At 68.8% G+C, this 26,924-nt stretch carries 24 protein-coding genes; 12 read left to right on the top strand and 12 right to left on the bottom strand.

The features are described 5' to 3' along the window. Positions 1–66 precede the first annotated feature (66 nt). The 4 genes from ACOGI8_RS12875 to ACOGI8_RS12860 all read right to left on the bottom strand — a co-directional run bounded on the left by ACOGI8_RS12875 (position 67) and on the right by ACOGI8_RS12860 (position 4,796). Positions 67–918 carry a fumarylacetoacetate hydrolase family protein gene (locus ACOGI8_RS12875; RefSeq protein ID WP_419854198.1) on the bottom strand — a complete coding sequence of 284 codons (852 nt, stop codon included), beginning with the start codon at positions 916–918 and terminating at the stop codon, positions 67–69. A 181-nt stretch (positions 919–1,099) separates the two neighbouring features. Next, the gene (locus ACOGI8_RS12870; RefSeq protein ID WP_419854197.1) at positions 1,100–1,609 is read right to left on the bottom strand and encodes a hypothetical protein; all 510 of its coding nucleotides are present in this window, start codon (positions 1,607–1,609) and stop codon (positions 1,100–1,102) included. Beyond that, a complete protein-coding gene (locus ACOGI8_RS12865; protein ID WP_419854196.1) occupies positions 1,606–3,270 on the bottom strand; it encodes an amidase in 1,665 nt (554 codons plus the stop codon). Before ACOGI8_RS12865 ends, ACOGI8_RS12870 begins: the two co-directional genes overlap by 4 nt. Positions 3,271–3,311: 41 nt before the next feature. Then, the gene (locus ACOGI8_RS12860; protein WP_419854195.1) at positions 3,312–4,796 is read right to left on the bottom strand and encodes an amidase; all 1,485 of its coding nucleotides are present in this window, start codon (positions 4,794–4,796) and stop codon (positions 3,312–3,314) included. Between the two features lie 136 nt (positions 4,797–4,932). Between ACOGI8_RS12860 and ACOGI8_RS12855 the strand changes: the two genes are divergently transcribed. Then, complete coding sequence (locus ACOGI8_RS12855) at positions 4,933–8,490, top strand: error-prone DNA polymerase (protein WP_419854194.1); 3,558 nt, start codon at positions 4,933–4,935, stop codon at positions 8,488–8,490. 19 nt (positions 8,491–8,509) lie between these two features. On the opposite strand, the gene ACOGI8_RS12850 is transcribed toward ACOGI8_RS12855, so the two are convergent. Continuing rightward, positions 8,510–9,547, bottom strand: a complete 1,038-nt coding sequence (locus ACOGI8_RS12850; RefSeq protein WP_419854193.1) for a hypothetical protein — start codon at positions 9,545–9,547, stop codon at positions 8,510–8,512. Between the two features lie 156 nt (positions 9,548–9,703). On the opposite strand from ACOGI8_RS12850, the gene ACOGI8_RS12845 reads away from it, so the two are divergent. The 5 genes from ACOGI8_RS12845 to ACOGI8_RS12825 all read left to right on the top strand — a co-directional run bounded on the left by ACOGI8_RS12845 (position 9,704) and on the right by ACOGI8_RS12825 (position 14,533). Then, positions 9,704–10,270, top strand: a complete 567-nt coding sequence (locus ACOGI8_RS12845) for a TlpA family protein disulfide reductase (protein WP_419854192.1) — start codon at positions 9,704–9,706, stop codon at positions 10,268–10,270. 295 nt (positions 10,271–10,565) lie between these two features. Further along, entirely contained in the window at positions 10,566–11,807 is a 1,242-nt protein-coding gene (locus tag ACOGI8_RS12840; protein ID WP_419854191.1) for a magnesium transporter, read from the top strand. Positions 11,808–11,959: 152 nt separating this feature from the next. Then, positions 11,960–13,210 (top strand): potassium channel family protein, encoded by a 1,251-nt coding sequence (locus ACOGI8_RS12835; RefSeq protein WP_419854190.1) that lies wholly within the window; start codon positions 11,960–11,962, stop codon positions 13,208–13,210. Between the two features lie 106 nt (positions 13,211–13,316). Continuing rightward, a complete protein-coding gene (locus tag ACOGI8_RS12830; protein ID WP_419854189.1) occupies positions 13,317–14,174 on the top strand; it encodes a PIG-L family deacetylase in 858 nt (285 codons plus the stop codon). Then, positions 14,171–14,533, top strand: coding sequence for an SCP2 sterol-binding domain-containing protein (locus ACOGI8_RS12825; protein WP_419854188.1), 363 nt, complete (start codon positions 14,171–14,173; stop codon positions 14,531–14,533). Before ACOGI8_RS12830 ends, ACOGI8_RS12825 begins: the two co-directional genes overlap by 4 nt. A 16-nt stretch (positions 14,534–14,549) precedes the next feature. Here the strand turns inward: ACOGI8_RS12825 and ACOGI8_RS12820 are convergent, their stop codons facing one another. From ACOGI8_RS12820 to ACOGI8_RS12805, 4 genes are all read right to left on the bottom strand, one after another. After that, entirely contained in the window at positions 14,550–15,395 is an 846-nt protein-coding gene (locus tag ACOGI8_RS12820) for a ChbG/HpnK family deacetylase (protein ID WP_419854187.1), read from the bottom strand. Between the two features lie 9 nt (positions 15,396–15,404). Next, entirely contained in the window at positions 15,405–15,872 is a 468-nt protein-coding gene (locus ACOGI8_RS12815; protein WP_419854186.1) for a thermonuclease family protein, read from the bottom strand. A gap of 167 nt (positions 15,873–16,039) precedes the next feature. Beyond that, positions 16,040–17,233, bottom strand: coding sequence for a steroid 3-ketoacyl-CoA thiolase (locus tag ACOGI8_RS12810; protein ID WP_419854185.1), 1,194 nt, complete (start codon positions 17,231–17,233; stop codon positions 16,040–16,042). Between the two features lie 73 nt (positions 17,234–17,306). Then, positions 17,307–17,477 carry a hypothetical protein gene (locus ACOGI8_RS12805; protein WP_323673672.1) on the bottom strand — a complete coding sequence of 57 codons (171 nt, stop codon included), beginning with the start codon at positions 17,475–17,477 and terminating at the stop codon, positions 17,307–17,309. 110 nt (positions 17,478–17,587) lie between these two features. Here ACOGI8_RS12805 and ACOGI8_RS12800 point away from each other — a divergent pair, with 110 nt between their 5' ends. The 6 genes from ACOGI8_RS12800 to ACOGI8_RS12775 all read left to right on the top strand — a co-directional run bounded on the left by ACOGI8_RS12800 (position 17,588) and on the right by ACOGI8_RS12775 (position 24,203). Then, positions 17,588–18,574, top strand: coding sequence for an LLM class F420-dependent oxidoreductase (locus ACOGI8_RS12800; protein WP_419854184.1), 987 nt, complete (start codon positions 17,588–17,590; stop codon positions 18,572–18,574). A gap of 132 nt (positions 18,575–18,706) precedes the next feature. After that, entirely contained in the window at positions 18,707–19,495 is a 789-nt protein-coding gene (locus tag ACOGI8_RS12795; protein WP_419854183.1) for an enoyl-CoA hydratase/isomerase family protein, read from the top strand. 11 nt (positions 19,496–19,506) lie between these two features. After that, positions 19,507–20,631, top strand: coding sequence for a RidA family protein (locus ACOGI8_RS12790; RefSeq protein WP_419854182.1), 1,125 nt, complete (start codon positions 19,507–19,509; stop codon positions 20,629–20,631). A gap of 28 nt (positions 20,632–20,659) precedes the next feature. Further along, positions 20,660–21,709: a MaoC/PaaZ C-terminal domain-containing protein gene (locus ACOGI8_RS12785; RefSeq protein WP_419854181.1), complete on the top strand. Its 1,050-nt coding sequence runs from the start codon at positions 20,660–20,662 to the stop codon at positions 21,707–21,709. Between the two features lie 122 nt (positions 21,710–21,831). Beyond that, on the top strand, positions 21,832–22,998 hold the full coding sequence (locus ACOGI8_RS12780; RefSeq protein WP_419854180.1) for an acyl-CoA dehydrogenase family protein: 1,167 nt from the start codon (positions 21,832–21,834) through the stop codon (positions 22,996–22,998). Then, entirely contained in the window at positions 22,995–24,203 is a 1,209-nt protein-coding gene (locus tag ACOGI8_RS12775; RefSeq protein WP_419854179.1) for a CaiB/BaiF CoA transferase family protein, read from the top strand. Before ACOGI8_RS12780 ends, ACOGI8_RS12775 begins: the two co-directional genes overlap by 4 nt. A 34-nt stretch (positions 24,204–24,237) precedes the next feature. Here ACOGI8_RS12775 and ACOGI8_RS12770 read toward each other — a convergent pair whose 3' ends face one another. The 3 genes from ACOGI8_RS12770 to ACOGI8_RS12760 form a co-directional block, all read right to left on the bottom strand. Then, entirely contained in the window at positions 24,238–24,570 is a 333-nt protein-coding gene (locus tag ACOGI8_RS12770) for a DUF7508 domain-containing protein (RefSeq protein WP_419854178.1), read from the bottom strand. 70 nt (positions 24,571–24,640) lie between these two features. After that, a complete protein-coding gene (locus ACOGI8_RS12765) occupies positions 24,641–25,825 on the bottom strand; it encodes an amidohydrolase family protein (protein ID WP_419854177.1) in 1,185 nt (394 codons plus the stop codon). Positions 25,826–25,959: 134 nt separating this feature from the next. Then, positions 25,960–26,889 carry a DapH/DapD/GlmU-related protein gene (locus ACOGI8_RS12760; RefSeq protein ID WP_419854176.1) on the bottom strand — a complete coding sequence of 310 codons (930 nt, stop codon included), beginning with the start codon at positions 26,887–26,889 and terminating at the stop codon, positions 25,960–25,962. Positions 26,890–26,924: the final 35 nt, after the last annotated feature.

Genomic DNA, 26,924 nt, shown 5'->3' with positions numbered 1-26,924 from the left:
CAGACTGGGCTGTCTCGGCGGCACGACCCAGCCGCCCACGGAGCGGCGTAATCGGCCGAATACCGGCTACTCGTCGATCACCCGGTTGCGGAGGACGCCGATGCCGGGAACTTCGAATTCGATCTCGTCGCCCGGCTCAAGCCAGCGCGGCGGGTCGTGCGAGCCACCGGTGCCTTCGGGAGAACCGGTGGCGATGATGTCGCCGGGCTCGAGCGGCATCACCTTCGACAGGTAGGAGATGATCTCGGCGACCGAGAAGATCATCTCGCTGGCGCCGGCACGCTGGCGTTCCTCGCCGTTCACCCGGCAGATCACCTCCAGCGAAGCGGGGTCGGCGATCTCGTCCGCCGTCGTGATCCATGGGCCCAGCGAGCCGGAGCGGAAGAAGTTCTTGCCCGCGGCAACGCTGTGGCGCTGCCAGTCACGCACCGATCCGTCGTTGAGGATCGAGTAGCCGCCGACGTAGTCGAGGGCATCGGCCGTCTCGATGTGACGTCCGGTCCGCCCGATCACCACGGCCAGCTCAACCTCGTAGTCGAACTGGATCGACACCGAGGGCCGCACGAGGTGCTCGCCGTGGGTCACCAGCGTACCGGGAGGCTTGTTGAAGTACACGGGCTGCGCGGGGGCCTGCACGTTGCCGCCCAGCGGATATTTCTTGTGGTAGTTGGCCCCTGCGCACAGCATGCGCGCACCTGGGTCGACCGGCACGGCGAACGCGACCTCGTCCCACGCAACCGAGACAGGTGCCCCCTCGAGTGCCGCCGGATCAGCCAGGGCGGCGGCGACCGCGTGGCCGATGGTGGCGATCGGCCCGCCGCCTGCATCGAGACCGTCGAGTCGTGCAACGCCGTCGGAAGTCGCCAGGCCAATGTGGACGATGTCGGAACCCGAGCCCGTGTAACGCAGCAGTCTCACGGTGGGTCACCGTAGTTGTCGACAGCGCAGGAACTCGGAGTGGGCACCGGGCCTCAAGCCGAAGGGCACCGACGTCATGGCGGAGGAGGCGGCAAGAGACTCTGCGACATTGCGACCTGCCGGATCGCGGGAGCAGTGGGTCCTGCCTCTCCGCAGCGGGCGCGCTTGCCCGCTCGGAACATCAGTCGCTTGCCGTTCGGCGCAACGGCTCGCCGCCGCCGGCCCGGATCGTCGTCTCGAAGCGGTCGAGATCGGCGCCGCTGACGTAGCCGGTCCAAGGTTCGCCGACACCGCTGCGGTCCAGGGGCGGCTCGACGGACACCTCCACCCGGGGGCTGTCGGTACGCAGCAGCAGCGTGGCATCACTGCCTGAACTCCAGCGGGCGACGACGACCGCCCGGCGGAAGCTGATGTCGGCCAGCACGAGACCGCCGTCGGTGGCCGCCAGCAGGCGATGCACGTTGAACAGCAGCTGGTGAGCGACCACTGCCGCCACGATCAGCAACCAGCCGATGCCCCACGCAATCGCCAAGCCGGCGCCGATGGCGAATGCGGCGACCCGCACGATCATGATGCGCCGGTGCGCCCGGGCGGTCTCGATGTCGGTGACGACCACGGCACTGCGCACGCCGACACCCAGCTCGCCGAGCAGCTCCACTGCCCGTTCGAGGGCCCGGTCTGCCGGATTCATGACCCGGTTGCTTCCCGTTCTTGGTCGCTCTGCCCCCGGGCCGCTCGGGCCACGGCTGTGCCCGTCGACGCAGCTTCTCGAGGCAGGTCGCCGAGCGGGATCAGTCCTCCGGCGTCGGAGATCTGCTGCGCAACGGCGAGCAGGAGCAGCTCGCCTCCGTGCGCCGCATGCAGCTGCACACCCAGCGGCAGTCCGTCGGGGTCGACCGTAGTCGGCAGCGAGATGGCCGGCTGCCCGCTGATGTTGGCTTGGTTGACGAAGGCCGCCAGCTCGGCGATCCGCCGGGCACCGTCGGCCGGATCGGCCAAGTAGCCGAGCGGGGGCGTCACGCCGGCGAGCACGGGGGTCATCAGCAGGTCGAAACCGCGCCTCGATCCGGCAGTCGGCGCTGCAGCTTGCGCCGCGGCGGTGGGTGCTGCTGGGGGAGCGGCGGTCACCGAAGCGGCTGCCCCTACAGCGCGAGCCGGGTTCCAGAACGCCATGACGCGCCTGCGCCAGCGGGCGAGCTCTTCGAGCGCCCCGACGTAGGCAGCGGCCGGCAGCGACCTGCCCAGCTCCGCCGACCACCAGTTGGCAGGCTCGACGTCGTCGGCCGTCATGGGGCGTCCCAGCCGTTCTGCCCACCCGGCAAGCTCGGTTGCCATGCCGACCGTGCGCACCACAATCGTGTGATCGGCAAGTTCGCCGCTGAACCAGCCGTCGGGTGCTGTGTCGGGCTCGATGCGGTGGCCGAGCCGGGCGAGCAGGTTGGCAGCCTGCTCGACAGCCCTACGCACCGGTGCGCTCGCACGGCCGCGGTTGCCCGTCGACACCGCGATGCGCAGCGGCGGCAGCGACCGAAGCGGGGCTGCCAGCGCGTCGGCAAACGACTCGCCCGGTCGCAGCGGGGGAGCGACGTAGGGGTCGCCCGGCGCTGGGCGGCTGATGATGTCGTGGCACCGCGCGGCGTCGCGCACGGTGCGGGTGAGCATCCCGTCCACCGCAAACCCGCCGCGGTGCTCGCCGAGGCGCGGCGCAGTCGAGACCCGGCCCCGGGTCGGCTTCAGCCCCACCAGGCCGCAGGCAGCGGCGGGAACACGGATCGAGCCGCCCCCGTCGTTGCCGTGCGCGATCGGCACGATGCCTGCCGCAACGGCGGCTGCCGAACCGCCGCTGGAACCGCCGGGCGAGCGGTCGAGCGACCACGGGTTGGCGGTCGGGCCGTAGGCATCTGGCTCGGTGGTGATGGTGGTGCCGAACTCGGGTGTGTTCGTGCGCCCCACTGAGATCAACCCGGCACCGCTCAGCAGGCGGTAGAGGTGGCTGTCGAGCGAACCTCGCCAGCCCAGCTCGGCCAGGAAACGGGCACCGGCGTGGTGAAACTCGCCGGCCTGCTCGCAGCCGAGGTCCTTGATCGCCATGGGCACGCCGTCGAACGGCACGCCAACGTCCCACGTGTCTTCGAGCGCGCCGCCGGCCCGTCGCCGCGACCAACGCTGCGCCGATGCTTCAGCCTCGGCCAACGCCAGCTCCGGGCGGGGATGGATAACCGCATTCAACGCCGGATTCAGCCGCTCCATCCGTTCGAGTGCTGCCTGCATCGCCTCGGTGGGGTCGGCCTCGCCTGCGGCGAATGCCTGCGCCAGCGCCGTGGCGTCGGTGAAGCGGTGGTCAGCAGACATGTCCCCGCTTCTCAGCCCCTCGACTTCTCAGCAGCCGGAGGTCATCCGCTGCTGGCCCACAGGCTCGGCATGCGGCCCGCCCACGGGGCCGCCCGCTCAAGCTGGCCGGCCAGCGAGAGCAGCATCTCCTCGCTGGCATGCGCGCCCACGAACTGCACGCCTACGGGCAGATCGCCGGCAGCCCAATGCAGGGGCACCGACATCGCCGGCTGGCCGGTCACATTGAACTGCGGGGTGAACTGCAGCAGGTCGTTCAGCCGGCCGCGGCCGGTTTCGGGATTGCGCAGTTCGCCGAGGCGAGGCGGCGGCTCGGCCATGATCGGTGACACCAGCACGTCGTGGTCAGCCCACCATGCGGCGAGCCGCCGTGTCCAGGCATGGCACCACTCAAGCGCCGACACGTACTGCACTCCGCTGACGTCTCGCCCGATGTTCATGAGCGCCCACGTGTCGCCTTCCATATCGGCACGGCTCATGTGCCGACCCAAGGCCTCCTCGAAACCAGCAAGCATGACGACGTTCTGCACGGACACGATTGTGCGAAAGTGCTCGAAGAACTCCGCGTGGAACATCTCGCTCGGTGCCGAGTAGCTGACGTGGTGTCCGAGGCTCTCCAACAGCTTCCCAGCGTTCTCGACGGCCTGGCTGCATTCGGCGTCCACCGGTCCCCAATCGGAATGCGGGCACAGTCCGACCCGGAGCGTCTGCGGCTCGCGCGCCGTCGCCGACTCGAACGTGCCCGACGGCGGCGGCGCCCAGTAGGGGTCGCCGGGCCACGGCCGGCTGATGCCGTCGAGCACCCGCGCACTGTCGCGCACGCTGCGGCTGACGACACCGTCAACGCTGAACCCTGCCCAGCCGTCACCCGAGTCGGGACCCAGCGACACGCGCCCCCGATTCGGCTTCAGCCCGAACAGCCCGCAGTTGGCGGCGGGTACGCGGATCGAGCCGCCCCCGTCATTGGCGTGGGCGATGGGCACGATGCCTGCGGCCACTGCTGCGGCGGACCCCCCGCTGGATCCGCCGGTCGAGTGGTCGGTGTTCCAGGGATTGGCGGTAGGCCCGTAGGCCAGCGGCTCGGTGGTGATGGTGAGGCCGAATTCCGGGGTGTTCGTGCGGCCGAAGTTCACCAGTCCCAGCTCAGCGAACATCGTGGCCAGGTGAGCGGTGCTCGACGCGGCATACCCCGCCTCTTTGAGCGCAGCGTTGCCAGCGTGGTACGGCTGTCCTTGCGTCGTGCAGGTCAGGTCCTTGGTGAGGAACGGGACGCCTGCCAGCGAACTGCCTGTCTCGCCGGCGCTGCGTGCGGCGTCGAGCTGTTCGGCGGCACGGCGGGCGCTGTCGTCGAGCCGTCCGATGATGGCGTTGATCTCCGGGTTCACCCGGTCTGCCCGAGAAGTGGCCTCGGCCAGCAGTTCCACCGCCGACGCTTCGCCTGAAGCGAACAGCTCGGCCGTGGCCACGCCGTCAGGCAGCTGCCCGGCGGCAGTTCCGGAAGGGGCGCCAGTGGTTGAGTTCTCAGCCATGGCCGCAACGTAGTTCGGTTGCCGGCCGGGGTGAGAATTCGGGCTCAGGGGCTGAGGCCAGAGGCGAAACTGTTGGAGAGAACTTGCGTTCTCAAAAACTGTTGTTCTCAGAACTGTCGTTCGTTATTGTCATGCCGTGGGTTTCACGAATCCGGGAATTTCCTGGACCGAACTGGAGCGGCGGCTGTCCGACCGGCCGCCGCTCTCCGGCCGGCCCGGTGAGGGCCGGCGCATCAAACAGAGCTATGGCAAGAACCTCGCTGCCGACGGCGAGCGGGTCGAGCCTGTCGCCCGACTGCGGCCGACGGAGCCCGCGGTGCCGTACGCAGAGCTGCACGCCCATTCCAACTTCAGCTTCCTGGACGGGGCGTCGAGTCCTGGCGAGCTGGTGGACGAAGCAGTGCGGCTGGGGCTCGAAGCGCTGGCGCTGACCGATCACAACGGGTTCTACGGGGTGGTCCGCTTTGCGGAGGCTGCCGCCGAAGCCGGGCTGCCGACGGTGTTCGGCACTGAGTTGACGCTCGACGCGTATGGCGTCGACGGGTTGACGCTCGACGCGTACGGCGTCGACGAACTGACGCTCGACGTTTATGGTGCCGGCAGCTCGGTACTCCCCAAGCGCGGGCGAGTGCCGCGGGTACGTCCTGAGCGCACCGGATGTGCCGACCCCGTGGGCTCTCATGTGGTGGTGCTGGCCCGCTCGCCGGCGGGGTACGCCGCGCTGGGCGAGTTGATCTCGGCAGCGCAGATGGCGGGCCGCAAGCACGCTCCGCGCTTGAGCACCGGCGAATTCCTCGCAGCTGCAGCGGCACACCGCGACGAGTGGGCGATCCTCACCGGGCACCGCAAAGGCGCTGTTCCCGCAGCGCTCATGGCCGAAGGAAGGAGTGGCGGGCCACGCGCTGCAGCCGCCCAGCTCGACCGTCTCATCACCGCAGCCGGCCGTCACAATGTCTTCGTCGAGCTGTGGGACCACGGCCACCCGCTCGATAGCGACCGCAACGACGCGCTGGCTGAATTGGCTGTGCGAGCCGGCGTCGAGCCGATCTGTACCAACGGCGTCCACTACGCCACCCCCGCCGGGCGGCGGCTGGCTGTCGCTCTGGCCGCGGTGCGAGCCCGGCGCAGCCTCGACGAGCTGGATGGCTGGCTGCCGCCAGCAGCGACAGCGCACGTGCGATCCGGTGCCGAGCAGGCCCGTCGGTTTGCCCGCTGGCCGGGTGTGGTGAGTACTGCTGCGCAGCTCGGTCGCGACTGCGCATTCGATCTGTCGCTGGTTGCGCCCAACCTGCCGCCGTACCCCTGTCCCGACGGTCACGACGAGATGTCATACCTGCGGCACCTCGTGGCTCAGCGGGCACAGTGGCGGTACGGCACCCCTGAGAGCGAGCGGGTGCCGGGGGCGTGGGCGCAGCTCAATCACGAGCTCGACCTCATCGAACAGCTCGGCTTCGCCGGCTACTTCCTGGTGGTGTACGACATCGTGTCGTTCTGCCGCAGCCGCGACATCTACTGCCAGGGTCGCGGCTCGGCCTCGAACTCGGCGGTCTGCTACGCGCTCGGTATCACCAATGTCGACTCGGTCGATCTGGGGCTGCTGTTCGAGCGCTTCCTGTCGCCCGAGCGCGACGGGCCGCCCGACATCGACATCGACATCGAGAGCGGTCGCCGTGAGGAAGCCATCCAGTACGTGTACGAGCGCTACGGCCGTGCTCACACGGCGCAGGTGGCGAACGTCATCACCTACCGGGCGCGCTCGTCGGTGCGTGACATGGCCCGGGCCCTGGGCTGGGAGCCCGGCCAAGCCGATGCCTGGTCGAAGTCACTGGACAGGTACAGCCCGCTGCCCTCTTCGAACGGTGCCTCGAACGGGTCGGTGGCCCAGCCCCATCGGGCAGGTCGGCCCCGTGCACGCGACTGGCGCGACGCCGGGCCTGAGCCGACAGGCAACGGCCCCAACCTGTCCGGCCCCAGCCAGCCACAGCACGATGAGGCCGGCATTCCCGCCGACGTGGCAGAGCTGGCCGCTGCGCTCGAAGGGGCGCCGCGCCACCTCGGCATCCACTCGGGCGGCATGGTCATCTGCGACCGGCCGGTGACCCATGTCTGCCCCACCGAATGGGCCACCAAGGCAGACCGCTCGGTGCTGCAGTGGGACAAGGACGACTGCGCAGCCGTCGGGCTGGTGAAGTTCGATCTGCTCGGGCTGGGAATGCTGTCGGCCCTGCACCACGCCGTCGACCTGATCGCTGACGCGCATCACACGAACGTTGACATCGGCATGCTGCCCCAGGAAGACGAGGTCTACGACATGCTCTGCCGGGCCGACAGTATCGGCGTGTTCCAGGTGGAGTCACACGCCCAGATGGCCACCCTGCCGCGGCTGCGCCCCCGCTGCTTCTACGACCTAGTGGTGGAGGTGGCGCTCATCCGCCCCGGGCCCATCCAAGGCGGCTCGGTGCACCCCTACATCCGGCGGCGCAACGGCGAAGAGCCGGTCACCTACCTGCACCCCCTGCTCGAGAACTCGCTCAAAAAGACGCTGGGCATCCCGCTGTTCCAAGAGCAGCTCATGCAGATAGCCATCGACGTCGCCGGGTTCACACCCGCCGAGGCCGACGAGCTGCGCCAAGCCATGGGCTCCAAGCGGTCCCGCGAGCGGATGGGCCGCTTGCGCGAGCGCCTGTTCAGCGGCATGGCCTCCCGGGGGCTGGTCGGCGATGTGGCCGAGCGGGTCTGGGAGAAGATGGTCGCCTTCGCCGACTACGGCTTCCCCGAGAGCCACTCGGTGTCGTTCGCTCACCTGGTGTATGCCTCGTCGTGGATCAAGCTGCACTACCCGGCAGCGTTCTGCGCAGCGCTGCTGAACGCGCAGCCGATGGGGTTCTACTCGCCGCACTCGCTGTGCCAGGACGCTCGCCGTCACGGGGTGGTGGTGCATTCGCCCTGCGTCAACCTGTCCTCCGAGACAGCCACGCTGGAGCCGTGCGATGCCTCCACTGGCGGGATGGCTGTGCGGCTGGGGCTGTCATCAGTGCGGGAGGTGGGCGATGAGCTTGCCGAGCGGATCGCCGTCGGTGGCTCCTATAGCAGCATGGAAGACCTTCAGCGCCGAGCCGAACTGAGCCTGCAGGCGCTGGAGGCGCTGGCCGCCGCGGGGGCGTTCGACTGCTTCGGGCTGTCGCGGCGCGAAGCACTGTGGGCGGCCGGGGCTGTGCACCAGGGAGGCTCGGACCGGCTCGCGGGGGTCGTGACCGGGGCTGAGTCACCGCCGCTGCGGCGCATGTCAGCAACCGAGACCGCTGCCGCGGACCTGTGGGCCACCGGAGTAGCCCCCAACGGGCATCCGACGAGGTTCCTGCGCACTGAGCTAGCCGCTGCGGGGGTTCGCACTGCCGTGGAACTGCTCACGTGCCCACCGGGCAAGATCCGCGTCGCCGGCTTGGTGACGCACCGCCAGCGACCCATGACGGCCGGCGGCACGACGTTCCTGAATCTTGAGGACGAGACGGGCTTGGTGAATGTGGTGGTGTCGCGGGGATGCTGGCAGCGGTACCGCTCGGTTGCGCGCGACATGCCCGCGCTGGTGGTGTCAGGCCGCCTCGAGCGCCATGAGAACGTGGCGAACGTGATCGCCGAGCGGCTCGAAGCTCTCGATGTGCCTGCTTCGGTGGGGAGCCGCGACTTCCGTTGAGCGCGGTCTGCGTGCTGCGTCAGCCCAGCGGGCGGCCGAAGGGCAGTTCGTCCTGCCAGGTCTGCAGAAACGACTCGGCTCGGTAGCAGGCGGCCATGAACGGCCCGTCGTCGTGGTCGGCGGTTTCGGACATGACGGCGTTCACCGTGTCGGCCGTCGCCGAACGCAGGTCGTCGTGTGTGAGCACAGGATCGGCCCACCAGCCCAATGCCGGACCCGCGGCAGCCACAAAGTCGGCCGCAACCGGCGTGCCCGCTGCGCGCAGCACTGCCAAGGCCTTGGATGACACCGCGGCGGACGAGAAGGCGACCACCGGCGTAGAACCGGCCATCGACGCGCCATCGCCCGACATCGCACCGGGCTTCGAGCCGCAGAACAGCACGTCGACGTCGTCTTTCCAGACCGTCCACGGTTTGGCTGGCTCGTTGCCTCCCGAAAGCGTTGCCACACACATCTCGCCGTCTGCCAGCCAGGCCTCCGCAAGTGCCACCGGATCGAGCTGGCCATTCGCGCAACCTTTCGCGGTGGCTATACGCGCAATCGCCGCCCCCGCCGCAGCAGCCTCGCGTGCGATGCCCAAACCCGCCGGGCCGAATCCCTCGATGGCGATGCGCTTGCCGTCGAGTCCGCCCAGCAGGCCGGCTGCCGCCGCAGCAGCGCCGACACCGATGAGTTCGTGGTTGAACGAGATGCCGTCGCGATCGTCGTTGCCGATGAGGTTGCGCTGATCGTGCGCCAGCACAGGTGCGAGCAGCTCGGCATCAAGCCGCAGGCCCGGGCTGGTCGACAGCCGGCCGGTGGAGAAGTCGTCGCCCAGCTCGGTCGCCAGCGCCTCCACGGCTCCGGCGGCCTCGGAAGGATCGGACTTGAGGCCGATGCTGGCGCCGCTGCGCTGCTGCTCCAGCGTGGCGAAGACGTAGGTCAGATGCCGGACCAGCATCGTCGCGTTGCCGGGGATCAAACGGCTACCGAGGCGGGCCTCCCCGACGTAGTGCTGGGCACCGGGCAGGTCGAAGATGACGAAGCCGGGTGTTGATTCGAGTTGGCGGGTCTCCACGCGCCAAGTCTGCCATCGGCCGCCCGGCACGCCCCGGGCATGGCTGGCGGTTCGCGTCGGGTGAGGTCGGCGTCGTGCCTAGCCTTGGTCGCTGTGCGGCGAGCGGCGATTGTCCTGTGTGCAGTGCTGCTGGCTGCCGCATGTGGCGGAGACGATGTGTCAGAACCCGCCGCGACTGACGCCGCTTCTGCAACGACAACACCGAGCGGTGCTGCACCCGACCGGACGCAGGTTTCCGGCACGGCCTTGCCGCAGTTCGAGCAACTCGAAGACGACCCCGCTGTCGGCCGTCAGGCGCCTCTGGTTGTCGGTGCTGATCTGCTCACCGGTGCCGAGGTTCGTATCGAGAACCAGGGGCGTCCGATGGTGGTGGCCTTCTACGCCCACTGGTGCCCGCATTGCCAGGCCGAAGTCGAGGCGCTCACCGGGTGGCTGGAGACGAACGAGCTGCCCGTCGGCGTGGACTTCTACGCGGTGTCGGTTCTCGAAGACGCCACACGCGGCAACCACCCGCCGGACAAGTGGCTGCGCGACGAAGGCTGGCAGCACCCCGTCGTGGTCGACACGCCGGCGAGGTCGGTCGTCGACGCCTTCGGCTTGGTGTCGGTGCCGTACCTCGTCGCCGTCGATGCGGACAACGAGGTGGTGCTGCGGTTCGCCGGCAATGTCGGCCCCGACGACCTCGCGGCCTTCTTCGAGTCTTTGCTCGCAGCGGGCACCTGATCGCTTGCCGCCCCTCGTGGGTCTGCGAGCTTGAGTCCTTGGCCACGGCAGTCACATCTCGCGCACGGGGCAGCGGGGCTGCCACCCTTTGCATATGGCCGAGGGCGATTCCGCGCCGCGGCGCTCGTCGAAGCGCGCCTCCAGCCGTACTCGTCGCGCGCCCGGGAGGCCCCCGTACATCGCACAGGCGAAGCGGTTTCGCCGTGAGGGCACCCGGATTCGCCGCGAGAGCGTCCGGCTGGGTCGTGAGAGTGTCCGACTCGCCGGTCGGGCCGGGGCGTTCGGACGAACCCGCGTGCTCCGCCCCGTACGCCGGCTGCATCCGCTGGGCTTCCTGCGCGGGCTGTTCGGCCCCGACGCCACAGGGGCCCGCCAGAGCCTCACCGCCCTCGCCGTCAGCAGCCTGACCGCCACGGCAGCGGGTGTGCTGCTCGCGGCGGTCACCGGCACGCTCGAGCGCCTGCCGGGCTTGCTCGTGCTGGTGCCTGCCGCCATCGGCATGCGCGGCGACATCTTCGGCGCGCTGGGCAGCCGCCTCGCAACGACCATTCACGCGGGCACGTTCCGGGCCACTGCTCGAAGCGACACGATCGTGGGTCAGAACGTCATTGCGGCTGCCGTGCTGACGCTGGTGACCGCTGTGGGTCTCGGCGTCATGACCAACGTGTTGGCGCCGGTATTCGGCCTGTCTGACATCATCGGGGTCACCGACCTCATCGTGGTCTCGGTCGTCGGCGCCCAGCTCGCGTCGGTCGTCGTGCTCGTTGTCACGCTCGGGCTCGCAGCCAGCTCCACCCGGCGCGGCTGGGACCTCGACAACGTGAGCGCGCCGCTCATCTCGGCAGTCGGCGACGTTGTCACACTGCCAGCGCTGTTCTTGGCCAGCTATCTCGTGGGCATCACCGTCCTCACGCCGCTCTTCGCGATCGCCAGCGTCGTCGGAGCTGCCGCGGCCATGTTCTGGGCGTGGCGTTCGGGGCTCGAGCAGCTCTGGCAGATCCTGCGAGAATCGGTTCCGGTCCTGGGCTTGGGCGGGCTGCTGCTCATCGTGGCCGGTGTCGTGATCGAGTACCGTCTCGACGACTTTGTCGACAAGCGGGCGGTGCTCATCTTGGTGCCCGCATGCCTCGCTGCGGCGGGTGCCATCGGCTGCATCCTGTCGAGCCGGCTGTCGACCAAGCTGCATCTCGGCGTCATCGAGCCCCGAGCGCTCCCGCAGCGCGGCGCCCGCCTCGACATGCTGTTCGCCTTCGCCCTGACCGTGCCCGTCTTCGTGCTTAACGGCCTGCTTGCCAGCGCCTTCGGCACGCTGTTCTCGCTCTCGACGCCAGGACTGCTGCGGCTCGTGGCCATCTCGCTCATCGGCGGCATGATCGCGACAGCGCTGGCAGGTGTCATCGCCTACTACGGCACGGTCGTGGCCACTCGCATCGGTGTCGATCCCGACACCTACGGCATCCCGCTCGTGAACAGCACCGTCGACCTCGCGGGCGCCGCCGCGCTCGTACTCGCCGTGAGCTGGGTGGGCTTGTCGTGACCGCTGCTGTAGAGCACCGTCGTGGCCGTCGGCGTGCGTGCGGTTGTATTCGCCTTGTTCGCCCTCGTGCCGCTGTGCCTACGCTTGGTGCGGCGGCACTACGTGTCCCCAAACTGAATGGAGCTCGTCGCGCCGCAGGCTGACGATCTGAAATGCGATCAGACCCCGAAGACAAACCCCGAAACCTCAAGTCCATGCTCTCGGAGGCCAAGGACGCCTCCGAGCTCATGGTCGATCTGGCCTACGCCGCGCTCTACTTCGACGACGAAGGCATGGCAGATGCCGTGCTGGGCCTCGAAGTGGATATGTCCGCTCTCGTGCACGAGATGCGGTCGCTGGCGATGCTGGCCGTGCGCCACCCCCGCGAGGTGGACGGCATGAGCTCGGTGCTGCAGGTGGTGTCGTCGATCGAGCAGATCGCCAACGCCGCAGTGGACATCTCCAAGATCGTGCTGCATCACCTGGGCATCCCACGAGCCCTCATCGTCGACTTGGCCCAGGCGGCCGAGGTCTCGCACCGGCTGGTCGTGGCCGCCGGCAGCCACTTGGCGAATCGGCCGCTGCGCGACATGGAGCTGCCGGTGGCCGTCGGCATGCGGGTGGTGGCCATTCAGCGGGGCCGTCACTGGCTGACCGATGTCGGCGGCGACAGCATTGTGGAACCCGGCGACGTGCTGTTCATGCGTGGCGACCCGGCAGGCATCGTCCGGCTGCGGGAGCTTGCTGCGATGGAGCGCTGGAGCCCGCCCGAGCCCGACGACGACCATGCGCTCAGCGACCTCTACCGAGCGGTGGACACCTTGGTGGAGATGAAGAACCTCTCCGAGGCAGCTATCGGGCTGGCCTATTCGGCACTCGTGCTGGACGACCTGTCGCTGGCCCGAGAGGTGCGCTCGATGCAGGAGCGGCTCGACGGGATGAAGGCGTCGATGCAGACGTGGGTGCTGCGTGCGGCGGCCGATGTCGCCCAGGTGTCTGACGCGGATCCGGCGGGACTGCGCGGTCTGCTGCACGTCGCCGAAGCCGCCGAGGACATCGGCGATCAGGCGCGCAACATCACCTCGCTCGTGCTCGAGGATGAAGACATTCACCCGGTGCTGGCGCTCGCGTTGGGCGACACCGACGATGTCGTCGTGCAAGTGCCGGTTGCACCCGGTTCACAGGCCGACGACTCGACACTCGGGTCGCTCGGGCTGGCCGTGGATCCCGGCTATCACGTGCTGGCCATCCGCCGCGCCGCCAGCTACATCTACAACCCGCCCCGCACGGTGCGGCTGTGGGTGGGCGACGAGCTGCTCGCATCGGGTCCCGAGGAGGGCCGTGACCGCCTCGCTGCTATCTGCGGCTACTCCATGGACATCGACGAGGAAACCGGACACGTCGAACTCACGCCGATCGGTTGACCGCCGAGATCATGATGTTGCTTCCGCTGCGGCTGCGGCGCGTGGCATCGGACGGGTCGTCAGTGCAGCGGCCAGCACAGTGCTGACGCCGGTAGCTTGACCGCCGATGTCGCAGGACACGGGACTGTCAATCCTCGCGGTACACGCTCACCCCGACGATGAAGCGTCGAAGGGAGCGGGCACTGTCCGCCGGTATGCCGATGAGGGCATCCGCACCACGCTCGTGTGCTGCACCGGCGGCGAGGAGGGCGACATCCTGAACCCGGCGATGGACCGGCCCGAGGTGAAGCAGAACCTCCCCGAAGTCCGGCGTGCTGAGCTGGACACGTCCGCGGTGGAGATCGGCTACGACGAAGTCGTCATGCTCGGCTATCGCGACTCAGGCATGCCCGATACCGAAGCCAACGCCCATCCCGACGCCTTCGCCAATGCCGACCTCGACGAAGCGGTCGCCAGGCTCGTGACCGTGATCCGCCGGGTGCGCCCGCAGGTCATCCTGACCTACCCGCTGGTGCAGTCGCGCTACCCCCATCCCGATCATCTGCAGGTCACCGCGATCTGCATCCCGGCCTTCGCCCACGCCGGTGAACCGGCCTGGCGCCCCGAGTGCGGCCCGGCGTTCACGCCGATGAAGATGTATGCACCGGTGTGGTCGCATAAGCGCATGAAGCTGATCCACCAGGCTTTCTTGGATCTCGGGCTTGAGTCGCCGTTCGACGAGAAGTGGCTGGGGCGACCCAGCCGGGACGACCGCATCACTGCGGTCATCGAGGTGAACAACGCGGTCCGGCGCAAGGCGCTGCTGGCTCATGCCACCCAAGTCGATCCGGACTCGCCGTTCTGGTTCGGCCTGCCCGACGACGTGGCCGATGCCATCCATCCGTACGAGGAGTACATGCTCCTCGAGTCGCGTATCGCGACCGAGCCGATGGAGCATGACCTCTTTGCCGGATTGCGCCCATGAGCTTTCTCGACGATGAGTTCCTGGCGACGTGGGCCGACGCAGGTCACGAGCCGCTGGGGAACGTGACGGGCGCTGTAGTGATGAAGACCGCGGGCGGTCCCGACGGCAAGGTCGCCGTGAGCCTTACCTTCGAATCCGGCGTCCTGACGTCTGCCTCTGTTGCTTCCAAGGAGGACGCGCGAGAAGCTGATCTGACCCTGGAGGCTCCGTGGCAGCTCGCCGCCGACGTGGTCTGCGGCAATGCCGATCCCGCTCGCTACTACATGGCCGGCGATCTCAAGGTTTCCGGCGACATGGCGCTCTGGCTGGAACTGCTGCCAGCTTGGCGTGCTGCGGGTTCGCTGGGCTCGCCGGGCTGAACAGAGCCGGACTCGCTCAGCCGGTACTGGATCGCTGCAGCTGCCGCAGCGCTCGATAGCCCATCAACCGGATCTCGCTGCGCTCGATGTGGGCTCGCAGCTCGGCGTTGTCACGCAGGTGCAGCAGATCCTCCACGCGTGATCCCCATTGGGCCGTCAGCGATCGCAGCTCCGGCAGGTCCGCCGCCGGCTGGAGCTGCAATTCAGTCACGCCAGGTTCCAGCGAGTCGAGCAGCGCTTCGATGCGCCGGTACCGCCCCATGGCCCCGGGTGCAATCCGGACAACCCGATCTGGGGTCACGACGCCCTCGGACCCGAGCAGATCCTCAGCGGGGAATCCGAGCTGGCGCCGTGCGTCGCTGGAGATCAGCCGTACCGGCAACCCGAACTCCACCGCGAGCTCGAGGTACACGTCGAAGAACTCGGGGCGCACGCTGAGCACGTCGAGGTGACTGTCGAGGTGCGTGACGTCAAAGCCCCACAGGATTGCCCGCTCGATCTGTGCCCGGCATTCCCGCCGGACTTCGTCGAGGTCGGCGTGGTCCCACACATCGCCCACCGTGCTGGGCATGCCGCCGTTGCCGTCGAGCAGCGACGGGCCGTAGGTGATCGGCCCCCACCGGTACAGCTCGAACTCGGCGTTCAGCGTGAGCGCGACGCCGACGTCCTCGCCCCGGAATCTCGCTGCTGCCTCGCGCGACCACGGGCACGGCACGAGCAGCGTTGCGGTGGTTGCCAGGCCGTCTCGCAGCGCGGCGTAGACGCCTTCGTTCATCGCGTGGCAGCCGCCGAGTCCGGCCGCGCTGATGATCAGCAGTCTGTCGTCGGGGCCGTACCCGAGCCGCTGGGACAGCGGTGCCACACCGACACGCTAATGGGCACCTTCGAGTTGCCGGTTCGGGCCGCCGCAGTCGGCCCAGATTCCCCGGCCGGCGGCGCGAGCGTCGGCTTGGGCCTCGTCGAGCACGGCCCGGTGCTCTGTGTTGGGCTCGAAGTGCATGGTGCCGGCGTAGCCGTCGAGCACGAGGTAGCGATTGACGAACAGGCCATCGTCGGCCCGGTACACGTACGCCAGCAGCCGGTCATAGCGGTCATAGAGCTCTTGGTCGCGCTGCAGCAGCACTCCGGTGCCGGGCGGGAGCAGCTCGGCCGTCCGACGAGTGGCGGCATCGCCGCCGCATTCGGCGGGCAGGTAGCCGCCGGTCTTCTCCGGTGTGTCGATGCCGAGGAATCTCACCGTCGTCCGGCGACCGCCGAGGTCGACGTCCATCGTGTCGCCGTCGATCACCGCCAGCACGACAGCGTTCGGCTCCAGCACTGCCGCCTCGATTTCCGACATGGCTGTCGATTCCGGAGATTCCGCGGGTGCACTGCCATCGGCTGCCGCCGCCTCCGTGGCGGAGGGCGCAACTGTCGCTTCGTCAGATGGGCCGAAGTACTGCCATCCGGCCCAGGCCGCCGCACATGCTGCGGCGAAGGCGCCGAGGGAAGCTGCTCGGCGCTTGATCAGAGCCGCTCGATGATGGTGCCCGTGCCCAGCCCGCCACCGCAGCACATGGTGACGAGGGCTGTGTTCTTGTCGGCCCGGTGCAGCTCGTGCACCGCCTTGGTCAGCAGGATCGCACCGGTGCCGCCCAGCGGATGGCCCAGCGCGATCGCGCCCCCGTTGGGATTGACCCCGTCCATGTCGGGGTTCACCTCGCGCTGCCACGCGAGGACGACCGATGCGAATGCCTCGTTGATCTCGACGATGTCGATGTCGGACATCTGCATGCCATTGCGCTCGAGCAGGTAGTTGGTGGCCTCGATCGGCCCGGTCAGCATCAGCACCGGGTCGCTGCCGACCAGGCAGGTGTCGACGATGCGAGCCAGCGGGCGCAGGCCCAGCTCGCCGGCACGGCTGGCCCGCATGAGCAGAACCGCTCCCGATCCATCGCTGATCTGCGACGAGCTGCCGGCGGTGTGCACGCCGCCGTCCATCACCGGCGAGATCCCGGCAAGGCCTTCCGCCGTGGTGGGCCGGATCCCGCCGTCGCGCACGACGTGGCGAACTTCGTCGGTGGGCTTGCCGTCTTCGTCGAGCACCGGCGCATCGATCTCGACGATCTGGGTGGCGAAACGGTCTTCGGTCCACGCCCGGGCGGCGTTGTTCTGGCTTCGCAGGCCGTAGGCATCGCATTCTTCACGGCTGATGCCCCACTGCTTGGCCATGAGCTCGGCGCCTTGGAACTGGGTTGTGTACTCGTAGTGCTCCTTGTAGCGGGAGGTGGCTGTGCGCTGGCCCTTCTTGTAGCTCGATCCCATGGGGTTGCGCGTCATTGACTCGACGCCGCATCCGATAGCCGAGTCGACCACGCCGCTGCGCACTAGGCCGTACGCCAGCGTGGTGGCCTGCTGGCTCGAACCGCACTGCGCGTCGACGGTGGTGGCTGCGACCGACAGGGGATAGCCGGCGCCGAGCCACGCAGTGCGCGCGATGTTGGCTGTCTGCTCGCCGGCTTGGCTGACGCAGCCGCCCACGATCTGGCCGATGCTGGCCGGGTCGACCCCGGTGCGCTCCATCAGCGAGGTCAGCACATCGCTGAGCAGATCGGACGGATGGATGCCGCTCAGGTCGCCGCCACGCCGGCCGACGGGAGATCGGACGGCGTCGACAATGACGATGTCGTCGGGATGCTGGTTCACGGATGCGCTGCTCATGGCCGGCACTGTACTTGCGCGCTCGTGCCGCCCGCCCAATGGTCTGGCCGGCACTGGCCTGTCGCGGCCGGCATCAGGCGGCGTGCAGATCGATTTCGGGCGGGCGTGCCGTGGCGGCCAGCGCCGCCCGTGCCCGAGCGACGCCCCGCAGGCCTTCCTGGCGGGTAGCCCGGTTCAGCCGGTGGGGCATCCGGCTGGTTGACACCAGCCGGAGCTGAGGTGCGATATCAAGCTGTTCTGCCATGTGCCCAGTGTGATCGGGGGGTGTGACACGAATAGCCCCCAGTGCGCCTCCGGCGCACTGCGAAGTCGCCTCACGGAATCGTCTCGCCTCTGCTCACTAGCCTGCGCGCCGTGACCGACAATCGACACGACTGGCGCTACGGCATCACCGTTCCCTTCGGCGATCCGCTGCATGCCCAAGCCGACCTCTACCGCGAATTCGCAGATCTCGGCTACACCGAGTTCTGGAGCTCGGAGGCCGACGGCACCGACGGGTTCACCCCGCTGGTGCTGGCCAGCCAATGGGTGCCCGATGTGCGGCTGGGCATCGCCATCATCCCGGCCTTCACCCGCGGCCCTGCATTGCTGGCCCAGCAGACCGCAGCCATCTGCGAGGCGGCGCCGGGACGATTCGCCATGGGCATCGGGGCATCGTCGAACGTCATCGTGGAACGCTGGAACGGCATCCCCTTCGACGAGCCGTTCAAGCGAACACGTGACACCGCTCGATTCCTGCGTCAAGCGCTCACCGGCGAACGGATCAGCGAGACCTACGACACGTTCGATATCAGCGGCTTCCGCCTCGGCCGCCCGCCCGAGATCCAGCCACCGATCCTGCTGGCAGCCCTGCGGCCCGGCATGCTGCGGCTCGCAGGCAGCGAGGGCGACGGCGCCATCATCAATTGGCTCTCGGCCGACGACGTTGCCACCGTTCGTCCCTATGTCGATGAGGGCGGTGACGGCAAGGAGGTGGTCGCCCGGATCTTCGTGTGCCCCAATCCCGATGCCGACGTGGCTCGGGCGGGCTTCAAGCGGGCGATCGCCGCGTATCTCAATGTTCCCGTCTATGCCGAGTTCCATCGTTGGCTCGGCCGGGGCGAGCTGCTCGCCGCCATGTGGGAGCGCTGGTCTGAGGGCGACCGTCGTGGGGCGCTCGAGGTCATCGACGACGACCTTGTCGACCAACTGCTCGTGCACGGCCCGCCAGAAGCTTGCCGCGAGCACATCGACCGCTATCACGCGAACGGCGTCGACGTGTCGGCCATCTCGATCATGCCGTTCGGCGGCATCGACCCAGTCCAGGCCTCCCGGGACCTCGCTCCAGCAGCCAGGCGCTAGAGGCTGAGCCTTGGGCACGACCGGGCCGTGAGCCCAATCACATGAGAATGGGAAGCCGGCGCGGCACGCACGGCGCGCAGCCGTCGCCGCGTAGTCTCCCGAACAACCGGCGGCACCACACGAGGAGCAACCATGGACCTGGCAACGATCATCTACGAAGTGCGCGACGGCGTGGCGCATGTGCGGTTCAACCGACCGGAGGGCGCCAACGCCGTCAACCCCCAGTTCTCACGCGAGCTGCGGGCCGTCATGCTCGAGATCGAATTCGATGAGGCAGTCAAGGCCGCGTCGGTCACCGCGGAAGGCCGGGTGTTCTCGGCGGGCGGCGATCTGAAGGAGTTCCACGCGGCGGGCGACGGCCTGCCCCAGCTCGCATCGGACATGGTCATCGACCTGCACGCGGCGATCAACAAGATGAACCGCACGCCCAAGCCGTTCGTTGCGGGCGTGGGCGGCAGTGTCGGCGGGGCGGGCATGTCGTTGGCCGCCTCGTTCGACCTGGTGATCGCGGGCGAGTCCGCGAAGTTCACCATGGCCTACACCCGGGCCGGCGTGACGCCCGACGGCACGTCGTCGTACTTCCTGGCGCGCCACATCGGGCTGCGACGGATGCTCGATCTGACGCTCACCAACCGCGTGCTCTCTGCGCCCGAAGCCGAGCAGTGGGGCCTGGTCAACCGTGTCGTTCCCGACGACGAGGTCGACGCTGCCACCGCCGAGCTCGCCCAGTCGCTGGCCGACGGTCCGGCGTGGGCGCTGGGCCACGCCAAGCGAGTGGTGTACGCGGGCATCGACTCCCCGCTCGAACAGGCGGGCGAGTTCGAAGGCAAGATGATCACCGATGCCATGCAGACCCACGACGGCCGTGAGGGCATCGCAGCCTTCGTGGAGCGCCGCGCGCCGAACTTCACCGGCAGCTAGGAGCACGAACTATGCCCCCCCAGGAGCTCACCCCAGAGCCATTCCCCTGGCTGGACACCAGCCGGTATTCGTTCTCCCAGGGCATCGACGCTTCGGGAGCTGCATGGTTGGCGGGGCAGACCGCCGGCGCGTACGACGCCGAGTCGGGCCGGGTGACGGTGCGCGGCGACGGTGCCGAGCAGGCCAGCGTGTGCTGGGCCAAGGTGGAAGCAGTGCTCGACGCGGCCGGGCGAGACGTCAGCGACTGCTCTGAAGTGACCGAGTACATCACGGTGGCTGGGGCGCCTGAACGCGATGCAATTGCGGCGCAGCGGCCGCACAGCTTGGGCTCGGCGATGGGCGGCGTGCGCCCCTCGACATTCATCGTCGAATCGCTCGTGCGGCCTGAGGCGCTGGTGGAAGTAGAGGTGGTAGCCGGGCAGGTCGACGGCCTGGTGCACGTGCCCCAGGTGCTGCCCGTCGACGACGACGGCAATGCGGTGCTGGCGGGCGATTTCGTCGGGCAGTGCGAGTGGGCGCTCGAAGAAGCCGGCCGCCGGCTCGAGCCCCACGGCATGGACCTGAGCAACGTCGTACGAATCGTGCAGCAGACCACCGCGGCCACTCGCCGCCAGTACAACGAAACCGCGGAGGCACGCCGGCGGCTGCTCGCACCGCAGTTCCCGTCGTCGACGGGGTTGCTGATGCCTGAGCTTCCCCATCCCGGGGCGCTCGTGGCGCTCGACGTGTGGGCGTCGGCGCATCCCAAGACGGTGGTGCCCTACCTGGCTGACGCCTACTCGTCACTCACCTTCAGCCCCGCCGTAGAGGCCGGCGGGCTGCTGTTCATCTCCGGCACCACGGCGTTCAATCTCGGCACCGGAGAGACCGTTGCCGAGGGTGACATCGGCGGGCAGGCCGAGTTCGTCTACGGCGAGATCGCCGCCATCTGCGAGATGGCCGGCACCTCCATCGACAACCTCGTCAAGACGGTCGAATACGTGACCCCCGACGGCGTCGGCGACTACCGGGCCGTCGGCGAGGTGCGCCAGCGCATGATGGGCCGGCCGTTCCCCGCGTCGACCGGCGTGATGGTGGCGGGGCTGCTGAGCCGCCGGTGGCTGATCGAGGTGGAAGCCGTCGCCTTGATGCCCTGAGAGGCTGAGCAAGGTCTGGGCGCTCGCCATGACGCAGTTGCTGACTCCCGACGTGCGTGCTGCGCTCGGCTCGACGTACACCTATGCGGCGCCCGAGCGGCTCAGCCGGGCGTCGATTCGTTACTTCGCGTTGGCCATCGGCGCCGATCCCGGGCGGTGGACCGACGAAGCGCCGCCGACGCTCATCTGCGAGACAGCGCAGCTGACCGGTCGGGCCGTTCCTGACGGGAATTCGTATCTCGGGCACACCTGGGAGCTTCCGCTGCCGGTGCCCTGCGCCATGTTCCGGGGAGGCAACGACTACCGGTTCGAACGGCCAGCCCGCTTCGACGACGTCATCACCACCACGTGGACCTTGACCGATGCGACCGAGCGGCTCGACCGTGCCGGCGGATCGCTGCTGCTGGTGACCGCCGAGGCCCGCTACACCGCGGGCGACGAACTGCTCGCCACGAACACCGAGACCATGATCTTCCGACCGATCGACCCTGCGGCCGCCGACGCCGGGGACGAACACGCCGATGCCACGCCGCCTGTAGACGGTGAGCGATCCCGGGACCCTGCGGGGGAGACCGCGGAGGTGGCGGCGGGAAAACGACTCCAAGATTCGGCAGCCGATGGCGCGACGGCAACGGCGGAACCCGCGGCGGACCATGCCGACGGCGCCACGCCGCTGCCACGTCAACGTTTGGCCCCCGGCCGGTCGCTGCGGCCGCTGCATCGACACATCGCCTTGGCGGACATGGTCGCCTACGGCGCCGCCACGTGGGACTGGCATCGCCTGCACTATGACGAGGCGCACGCCCGCCGGCTGGGCGCTCCGGCACCACTGGTCGACGGTCAGATGCTGGGGGCACTGCTGGCCGAGTGCGTGCTTCGGGCCGCAGGCCCCGGCGCCCGGCTGGTCCGGCTCTCGTACCGCAATCGAGCGCCGGTGCGCGCCGGCGAGACGGTGGTCTGCGCTGGCACGATCGCGACATCCGACGATGCAGGCTTCAGCGTCGACATGTCGGTCTCGGTCGGCGAGCAGCTTGTGGTGGCGCCGGCATTCGCTCAGCTCGCCTGGACGTCCGGCTGATTCGTCCTCAAGCTTCGCCCTGTGCTTGCCGCTCTAGCTCGCTGCGCTCGCGGGCCGCTACGGCCGGGGCTCAGCCTCCTAGCATCGGGCGCCGACACGGCGCCGACCCAAGGGGGCACAACGTGGACTTCTCCATGAGCGACGAGCAGGCGCTGATCGTCGAGACCGTTCAGCGTTTCGTCGAGAGCGAGATCATCCCCCTCGAGGCCGACCTCGACCCCGACGCCGGCGAGCTTGAGCCCGACGATGCGGCCCGGCTCACGCAGATGACCCGCGACATGGGCTTCTACGGGCTCGACATTCCCGCGGAGTACGGCGGGCCGGGTCTCGACACCACCACCCGCGCGCTCATGGCCATCGAGATGTCCAAGCACCGAGCCGGCCTCTACAACCCCTGCTACGGGGTGTTCGGCGGCGCAGGCCTGGCGCAGCTCTACGAGGCCACCGACGAGCAAAAGGAGCGCTGGCTGTACCCGACCCTGCGCGGCGAGAAGATGGGCTGTTTCGCCCTGACCGAGCCGTCGGGAGGGTCCGACCCCGGCCGGGCCATCCGCACCCGGGGCTACAAGGACGGGGCCGAGTGGGTGCTGAACGGCTCGAAGCTGTTCATCTCCGGTGCCGACAAGGCCGACTACGCACTGCTGTTCGCCCGCACGTCGGACGACCCCGGGCGCAACGGCGTCACGGCGTTCATCGTCGACACCGACACGCCCGGGTTCAACGTGCGCCGGGTGGTGCACACGCTGCGAGCCACGCGCTACGCCACCGAGCTGGAGTTCACCGACATGCGGGTGCCCGAGAGCCATGTGCTCGGCGAGGTGAACGGCGGATTCGGCATCGCCAACGACCGGCTGAGCCGTCAACGCATCCCGTACGCAGCGGGCTGCTTGGGGCCGGCGATCATGGCGCAGGAGATGGCGATCGAGTGGGCCCGCAGCCGTGAGACGTTCGGATCGGTGTTGGCCGAGAAGCAGGCGGTGCAGTGGATGATCGTCGACAACGAGATCGACATCCGCCACGGGCGCTGGTGCGTGCTGGAGGCGGCCCAGAAGGCCGACCGCGGCGAGCGCTTCCGCACCGAGGCCGCGATGGCCAAGCTCGTCGCCTCCGAGGCGGCCGGGCGGGTGGTCGACCGCTGCATCCAGATCCACGGCGGCATCGGCGTCACCAAGGACCTGCCGCTGGAGCGTTGGTACCGGGAGCTGCGCATCCGCCGGATCGGCGAAGGCCCCAGCGAGGTGCAGCGGCTGATCATGGCCCGCGACATCCTCGGCGGCAGCTTCAAATGAGCGAATCGGACACCGGGGCCGGCGAGCCGGCCCGACCGCTGCCGCTCGACGGCGTGGTCGTGCTGGACCTCGGCCAGATCTACCAGGGGCCCTACGCCGGTCTGCTGCTGGCCTACTCGGGTGCCAGGGTCATCAAGGTGGAGCATCCCCGGGGCGAGGCCCTGCGAGGTCACAGCCACCAGCTGCCCTTCGCCATGCTCAACTCGTCGAAAGAGATCATGTCGTTGGATCTCAAGTCGCCCCGTGGCCGGGAGCTGTTCATCGGGCTCGCCGGCGCCGCCGATGCGGTGCTGTGCAACTTCGCCCCCGGCGTTCCCGAGCGGCTCGGGATCGACGCCGAGACGCTCTGGCAGACGAACCCCAAGCTGGTATTCGCCCAAGCCAGCGGCTACGGCCTCGACGGCCCGGACGCACAGCGCACCGCCATGGACGTCACCGTTCAGGCGCACATGGGCGTGATGAGCATCAACGGCTTCGCGGACCGCCCGCCGGTGAAGTCCGGCGCGACGTTCATCGACTTCCTCGGCGGCACTCACCTGTACGGCGCCGTCGTGACGGCGCTGTTCGAAGCACAGCGCACCGGCCGAGGTCGCCTGGTGTCGACATCGATGGCGGAGGCTGCGTACTACACGCTCACCACCTCATTGCAGGCGTGGCAGATGCACGGTGTCACCGGGCGCATGGGCAACCGCAATGCCGCCATGAGCGTCTCGCCGTCCAACGTGTATCCGTGCAGTGACGGGCACATAGCGCTGATCGCTGCGATGAACTCGCACTGGCGCGCGGTGCTGGAGGTGATCGGCCGAGCTGACCTGCTGGGCGACGAGCGCCTGCGCAGCAACGCCGGTCGCTGCGAGCACATGGACGAGGTGGACGCGCTGGTGACGGCATGGACGTCGGAGCGCACCCGTGCCGAGGCGGCGGCAGCGCTGTCGGCGGCGGGCGTGCCGGTTGCGGAAGTGCGCGAAGTCACCGACGTCGTGCACGACGATCACATGATCGAGCGCGGCTTCCTCCAGTGGACTGAGCTAGACGGCTTGGGCGAGATCCCGCTGGCGCACAGCCCACTGCGCTGGCACGGCTCAGACATGCGCGAGGTGGAGCCCTACCGGCCTGTCGGCGCCGACAACGAGACGATCTACCGCGAGTTCTGCGGGCTGGACGCCGACGACCTGGCCGCTCTGGCAGCCGAGCGCATCATCTGACCCGCCGGGTTCCCGGCCGCCCGATCTGCCGCGATCAGGCGGGGGAGAGCCTGCCGACGCGCTGTGCTTGGTCGCGCTGCGGCTCGGGAAGCTCGCCGTGGTCGGCGAGGTGCAGCATGAGCAGCTCGTCCCAGCGGCTGCGGTAGTTGGAGGTGAACTCGCAGCGGAACTGAGTGGCGCCGCCGTGCTGTTCCATTTCACGCCGAAGCGCGGACTGCATGCCGAAGAGCTCGTTTGCGCCGGCATAACCCACCGACAGCACCGTGCCCTCCGCGTCGGCCACGTGGTATACGCCGAGCTGCGAGGGCAGTGCGTCAATCGCCCCGTCATCGAGGCTCTGCCATGGCTTGTCGAGCCGGATACCCATCTGGCGTCGCCTTTCGGGTCAGGTCGTAATAGCGCGGGTGCGTCGGTTGGCGAGGTGCGTGCCCCGGGGCCTATGCAGCCGCCACGACCGGCACGTCGGTCACTGCGGTGCCCATCAGATCCTCGAAGTTCAGCCGGAAGAAGCGTTCCTGCACGTCGGCGGGCAGGTGCTCGACCTCGCGGTCGAAGCGCCGGAGCGGGTTGCGACCGCCCTCCACATGGGGATAGTCGGAGCTGAACATGCAGATCTCCGGGGCCGTGTTCTCGATGATCCAGCCGGTCGGTTCGGTGGGGTAGGGGGTCACCCGAACCTGGCGGTGCACGTACTCCGAGGGGCGCAGGCTGAGCTTGCCGAGCCGCTGTTCGTGCCGCTCGAACGCGTCGAACGCTGCTTCGAGCTGGCGAATGAAGCCCGGCACCCACACGGCGCCCAGCTCGATCACGCCGATCTTCAGCTCCGGAAAGCGTTCGAGCACGCCGTCGAAGATCAGCATCGACAGCGCCTGCAGCGGCGCGGCGGAGATCGCCATGTACGACACCGAACGGAAGTTCTCGCCGCCGCCGTGGAAGTCGGGCTCGGGCGGCAGGCCGTTGTTGCGGTGCTGTGGCGGCATCACCAGGTCGGGCGTGGCCACATGCATCACCACCGGGATGCCTGCTTCCTGGGCCGCAGCCCAGACGGGATCGAAACCGACGTGGCTGTGGGCGTGATGCTTCGGCATGCGGTTGGGGATGAGCAGCGCCGCCGCGCCGTCGTCGATGGCCTGGTGGGCGTGCGGCCCAGCTCGTTCGATGTCCTGCAGCGGCACCGAGCACACCGGCAGCAAGCGAGGATCTTCCGAGCAGAACGCGATCTGGGCCCGGTTCGCCGCCGTAGCAGCGGCATAGGTGAGGGCGGGCTCGGCTGTGTGCTCCATCTCCTCGATGAGCGTGTTGGGCATCGAGGGGAACACGAGCTGGCTGGCGAAGCCCAGGTCGTCGAGCGCCTGTGACCGATCGGCGGGGTCCCAGGCACCGGGCGCGATGTAGTTCTTGCGCAACATCACCTCGGCCGCCGCGCCGGCGCGGAACTCGGGGTCGGCCTGGCGGGCTCGGGCCTTCTCGATGTCGGCGAACACCTTGTCGTTGTCGCCGATGGAGAAGTGGTCGAGCGCGTACCGCGCCACCTCGGCAGAAGCGAACGGCTCCAGCCACTCCGGCGGCTCCATGGTGTGCGCATCCGCGTCGTGAATGATCCTGTCCTCGACATAGGCCATGCCGGTCCCCTTGATGTCCCTGCGGCGCATTCGACGATACCGCTCCCGTCGCTGGCGCTTCCGAGCTCGGATCGGTCCGACCAGGCGATCGCAGGTGTCCTGGCCTGAGCCGCCGCCCGTGGGAAGGTGCGCGGTCAGTTCTTGTGGAGTTCGGGGTTGATGCCTTCCCAGCGGCTCGGGTCGGCGACTCGCATCTCGATGGCGCCGGTGACGCTGTTGCGGATGAGCAGCATCCCTGAGTGTCCCGAGATGTCGCGGCCTTTCACCACCGAGCCGTCGGGCAGCGTGATCCGGCTCCCCGCGGTGACATACAGCCCTGCTTCGACCGTGCAGTTGTCGCCCAGCGCGATGCCGATGCCCGAATTGGCGCCGAGCAGGCAGTGCTCGCCGATCGACACCCGCTCCCTGCCGCCGCCCGACAGCATCCCCATGGTGGAAGCGCTGCCGCCGAGGTCTGAATGCGCCCCGATCACCACGCCCGCAGAGATGCGGCCTTCGACCATGGCGGGGCCGAGCGTGCCGGCGTTGAAGTTGACGAAGCCCTCGTGCATGACCGTGGTGCCGTCTGCAAGGTGGGCGCCGAGCCGCACCCGGTCGGCATCGCCGATGCGGACGCCCTGAGGGATCACGTAGTCGACCATGCGCGGGATCTTGTCGACGGCCGTCACGCTGACGGGTTGGCTGAGTGCGGCGGCGGCTGTTCGCAAGTCGTCAACGCGTTCGGGCAGCACCGGCCCGGCGCTGGTCCACGCGCAATTCGTCATCAGGCCGAACATGCCGTCGAGGTTGGCGTCGTGTGGCTTGATTTCCCGCCGGCTCAACAGGTGCAGCCGCAGGTACGCATCGGCCAGGTCTGCAGGCGGAGCATCCAGATCGTTGATCGTGACCGTGACCGTCTCGCCCACATTGACGCCGAGTTCAACCGCCAGGCACGACCGCGCCGGCGGCGAGTCCTCCGTGGCTCCTTCCGGAAACCAGGCGTCCAGTTGCGTCCCTGTAGCGGCGTCCACATAGCTGTGCCCGACTGCGCTGAAGGTGCCCGAGTTGCTCCCCGATGTATTCACCTGCGCATCCTGCCACCACAGCGCCGCAACCCGTC

Source organism: Candidatus Poriferisodalis sp., assembly GCF_965204195.1.
Classification (GTDB): Bacteria; Actinomycetota; Acidimicrobiia; order Acidimicrobiales; family Poriferisodalaceae; genus Poriferisodalis.
This window is presented reverse-complemented; position numbering and strand designations above follow the sequence as displayed.

Bases quoted from the DNA above. Each gene is read 5' to 3' on its own strand.
- ACOGI8_RS12870 (WP_419854197.1), bottom strand. From the start codon at position 1,609: ATGAATCCGGCAGACCGGGCCCTCGAACGGGCAGTGGAGCTGCTCGGC.
- ACOGI8_RS12865 (WP_419854196.1), bottom strand. From the start codon at position 3,270: ATGTCTGCTGACCACCGCTTCACCGACGCCACGGCGCTGGCGCAGGCA.
- ACOGI8_RS12860 (WP_419854195.1), bottom strand. From the start codon at position 4,796: ATGGCTGAGAACTCAACCACTGGCGCCCCTTCCGGAACTGCCGCCGGG.
- ACOGI8_RS12835 (WP_419854190.1), top strand. From the start codon at position 11,960: ATGCGATCAGACCCCGAAGACAAACCCCGAAACCTCAAGTCCATGCTC.
- ACOGI8_RS12830 (WP_419854189.1), top strand. From the start codon at position 13,317: ATGTCGCAGGACACGGGACTGTCAATCCTCGCGGTACACGCTCACCCC.
- ACOGI8_RS12825 (WP_419854188.1), top strand. From the start codon at position 14,171: ATGAGCTTTCTCGACGATGAGTTCCTGGCGACGTGGGCCGACGCAGGT.
- ACOGI8_RS12815 (WP_419854186.1), bottom strand. From the start codon at position 15,872: ATGTCGGAAATCGAGGCGGCAGTGCTGGAGCCGAACGCTGTCGTGCTG.
- ACOGI8_RS12810 (WP_419854185.1), bottom strand. From the start codon at position 17,233: ATGAGCAGCGCATCCGTGAACCAGCATCCCGACGACATCGTCATTGTC.
- ACOGI8_RS12805 (WP_323673672.1), bottom strand. From the start codon at position 17,477: ATGGCAGAACAGCTTGATATCGCACCTCAGCTCCGGCTGGTGTCAACC.
- ACOGI8_RS12795 (WP_419854183.1), top strand. From the start codon at position 18,707: ATGGACCTGGCAACGATCATCTACGAAGTGCGCGACGGCGTGGCGCAT.
- ACOGI8_RS12790 (WP_419854182.1), top strand. From the start codon at position 19,507: ATGCCCCCCCAGGAGCTCACCCCAGAGCCATTCCCCTGGCTGGACACC.
- ACOGI8_RS12785 (WP_419854181.1), top strand. From the start codon at position 20,660: ATGACGCAGTTGCTGACTCCCGACGTGCGTGCTGCGCTCGGCTCGACG.
- ACOGI8_RS12775 (WP_419854179.1), top strand. From the start codon at position 22,995: ATGAGCGAATCGGACACCGGGGCCGGCGAGCCGGCCCGACCGCTGCCG.
- ACOGI8_RS12770 (WP_419854178.1), bottom strand. From the start codon at position 24,570: ATGGGTATCCGGCTCGACAAGCCATGGCAGAGCCTCGATGACGGGGCG.
- ACOGI8_RS12765 (WP_419854177.1), bottom strand. From the start codon at position 25,825: ATGGCCTATGTCGAGGACAGGATCATTCACGACGCGGATGCGCACACC.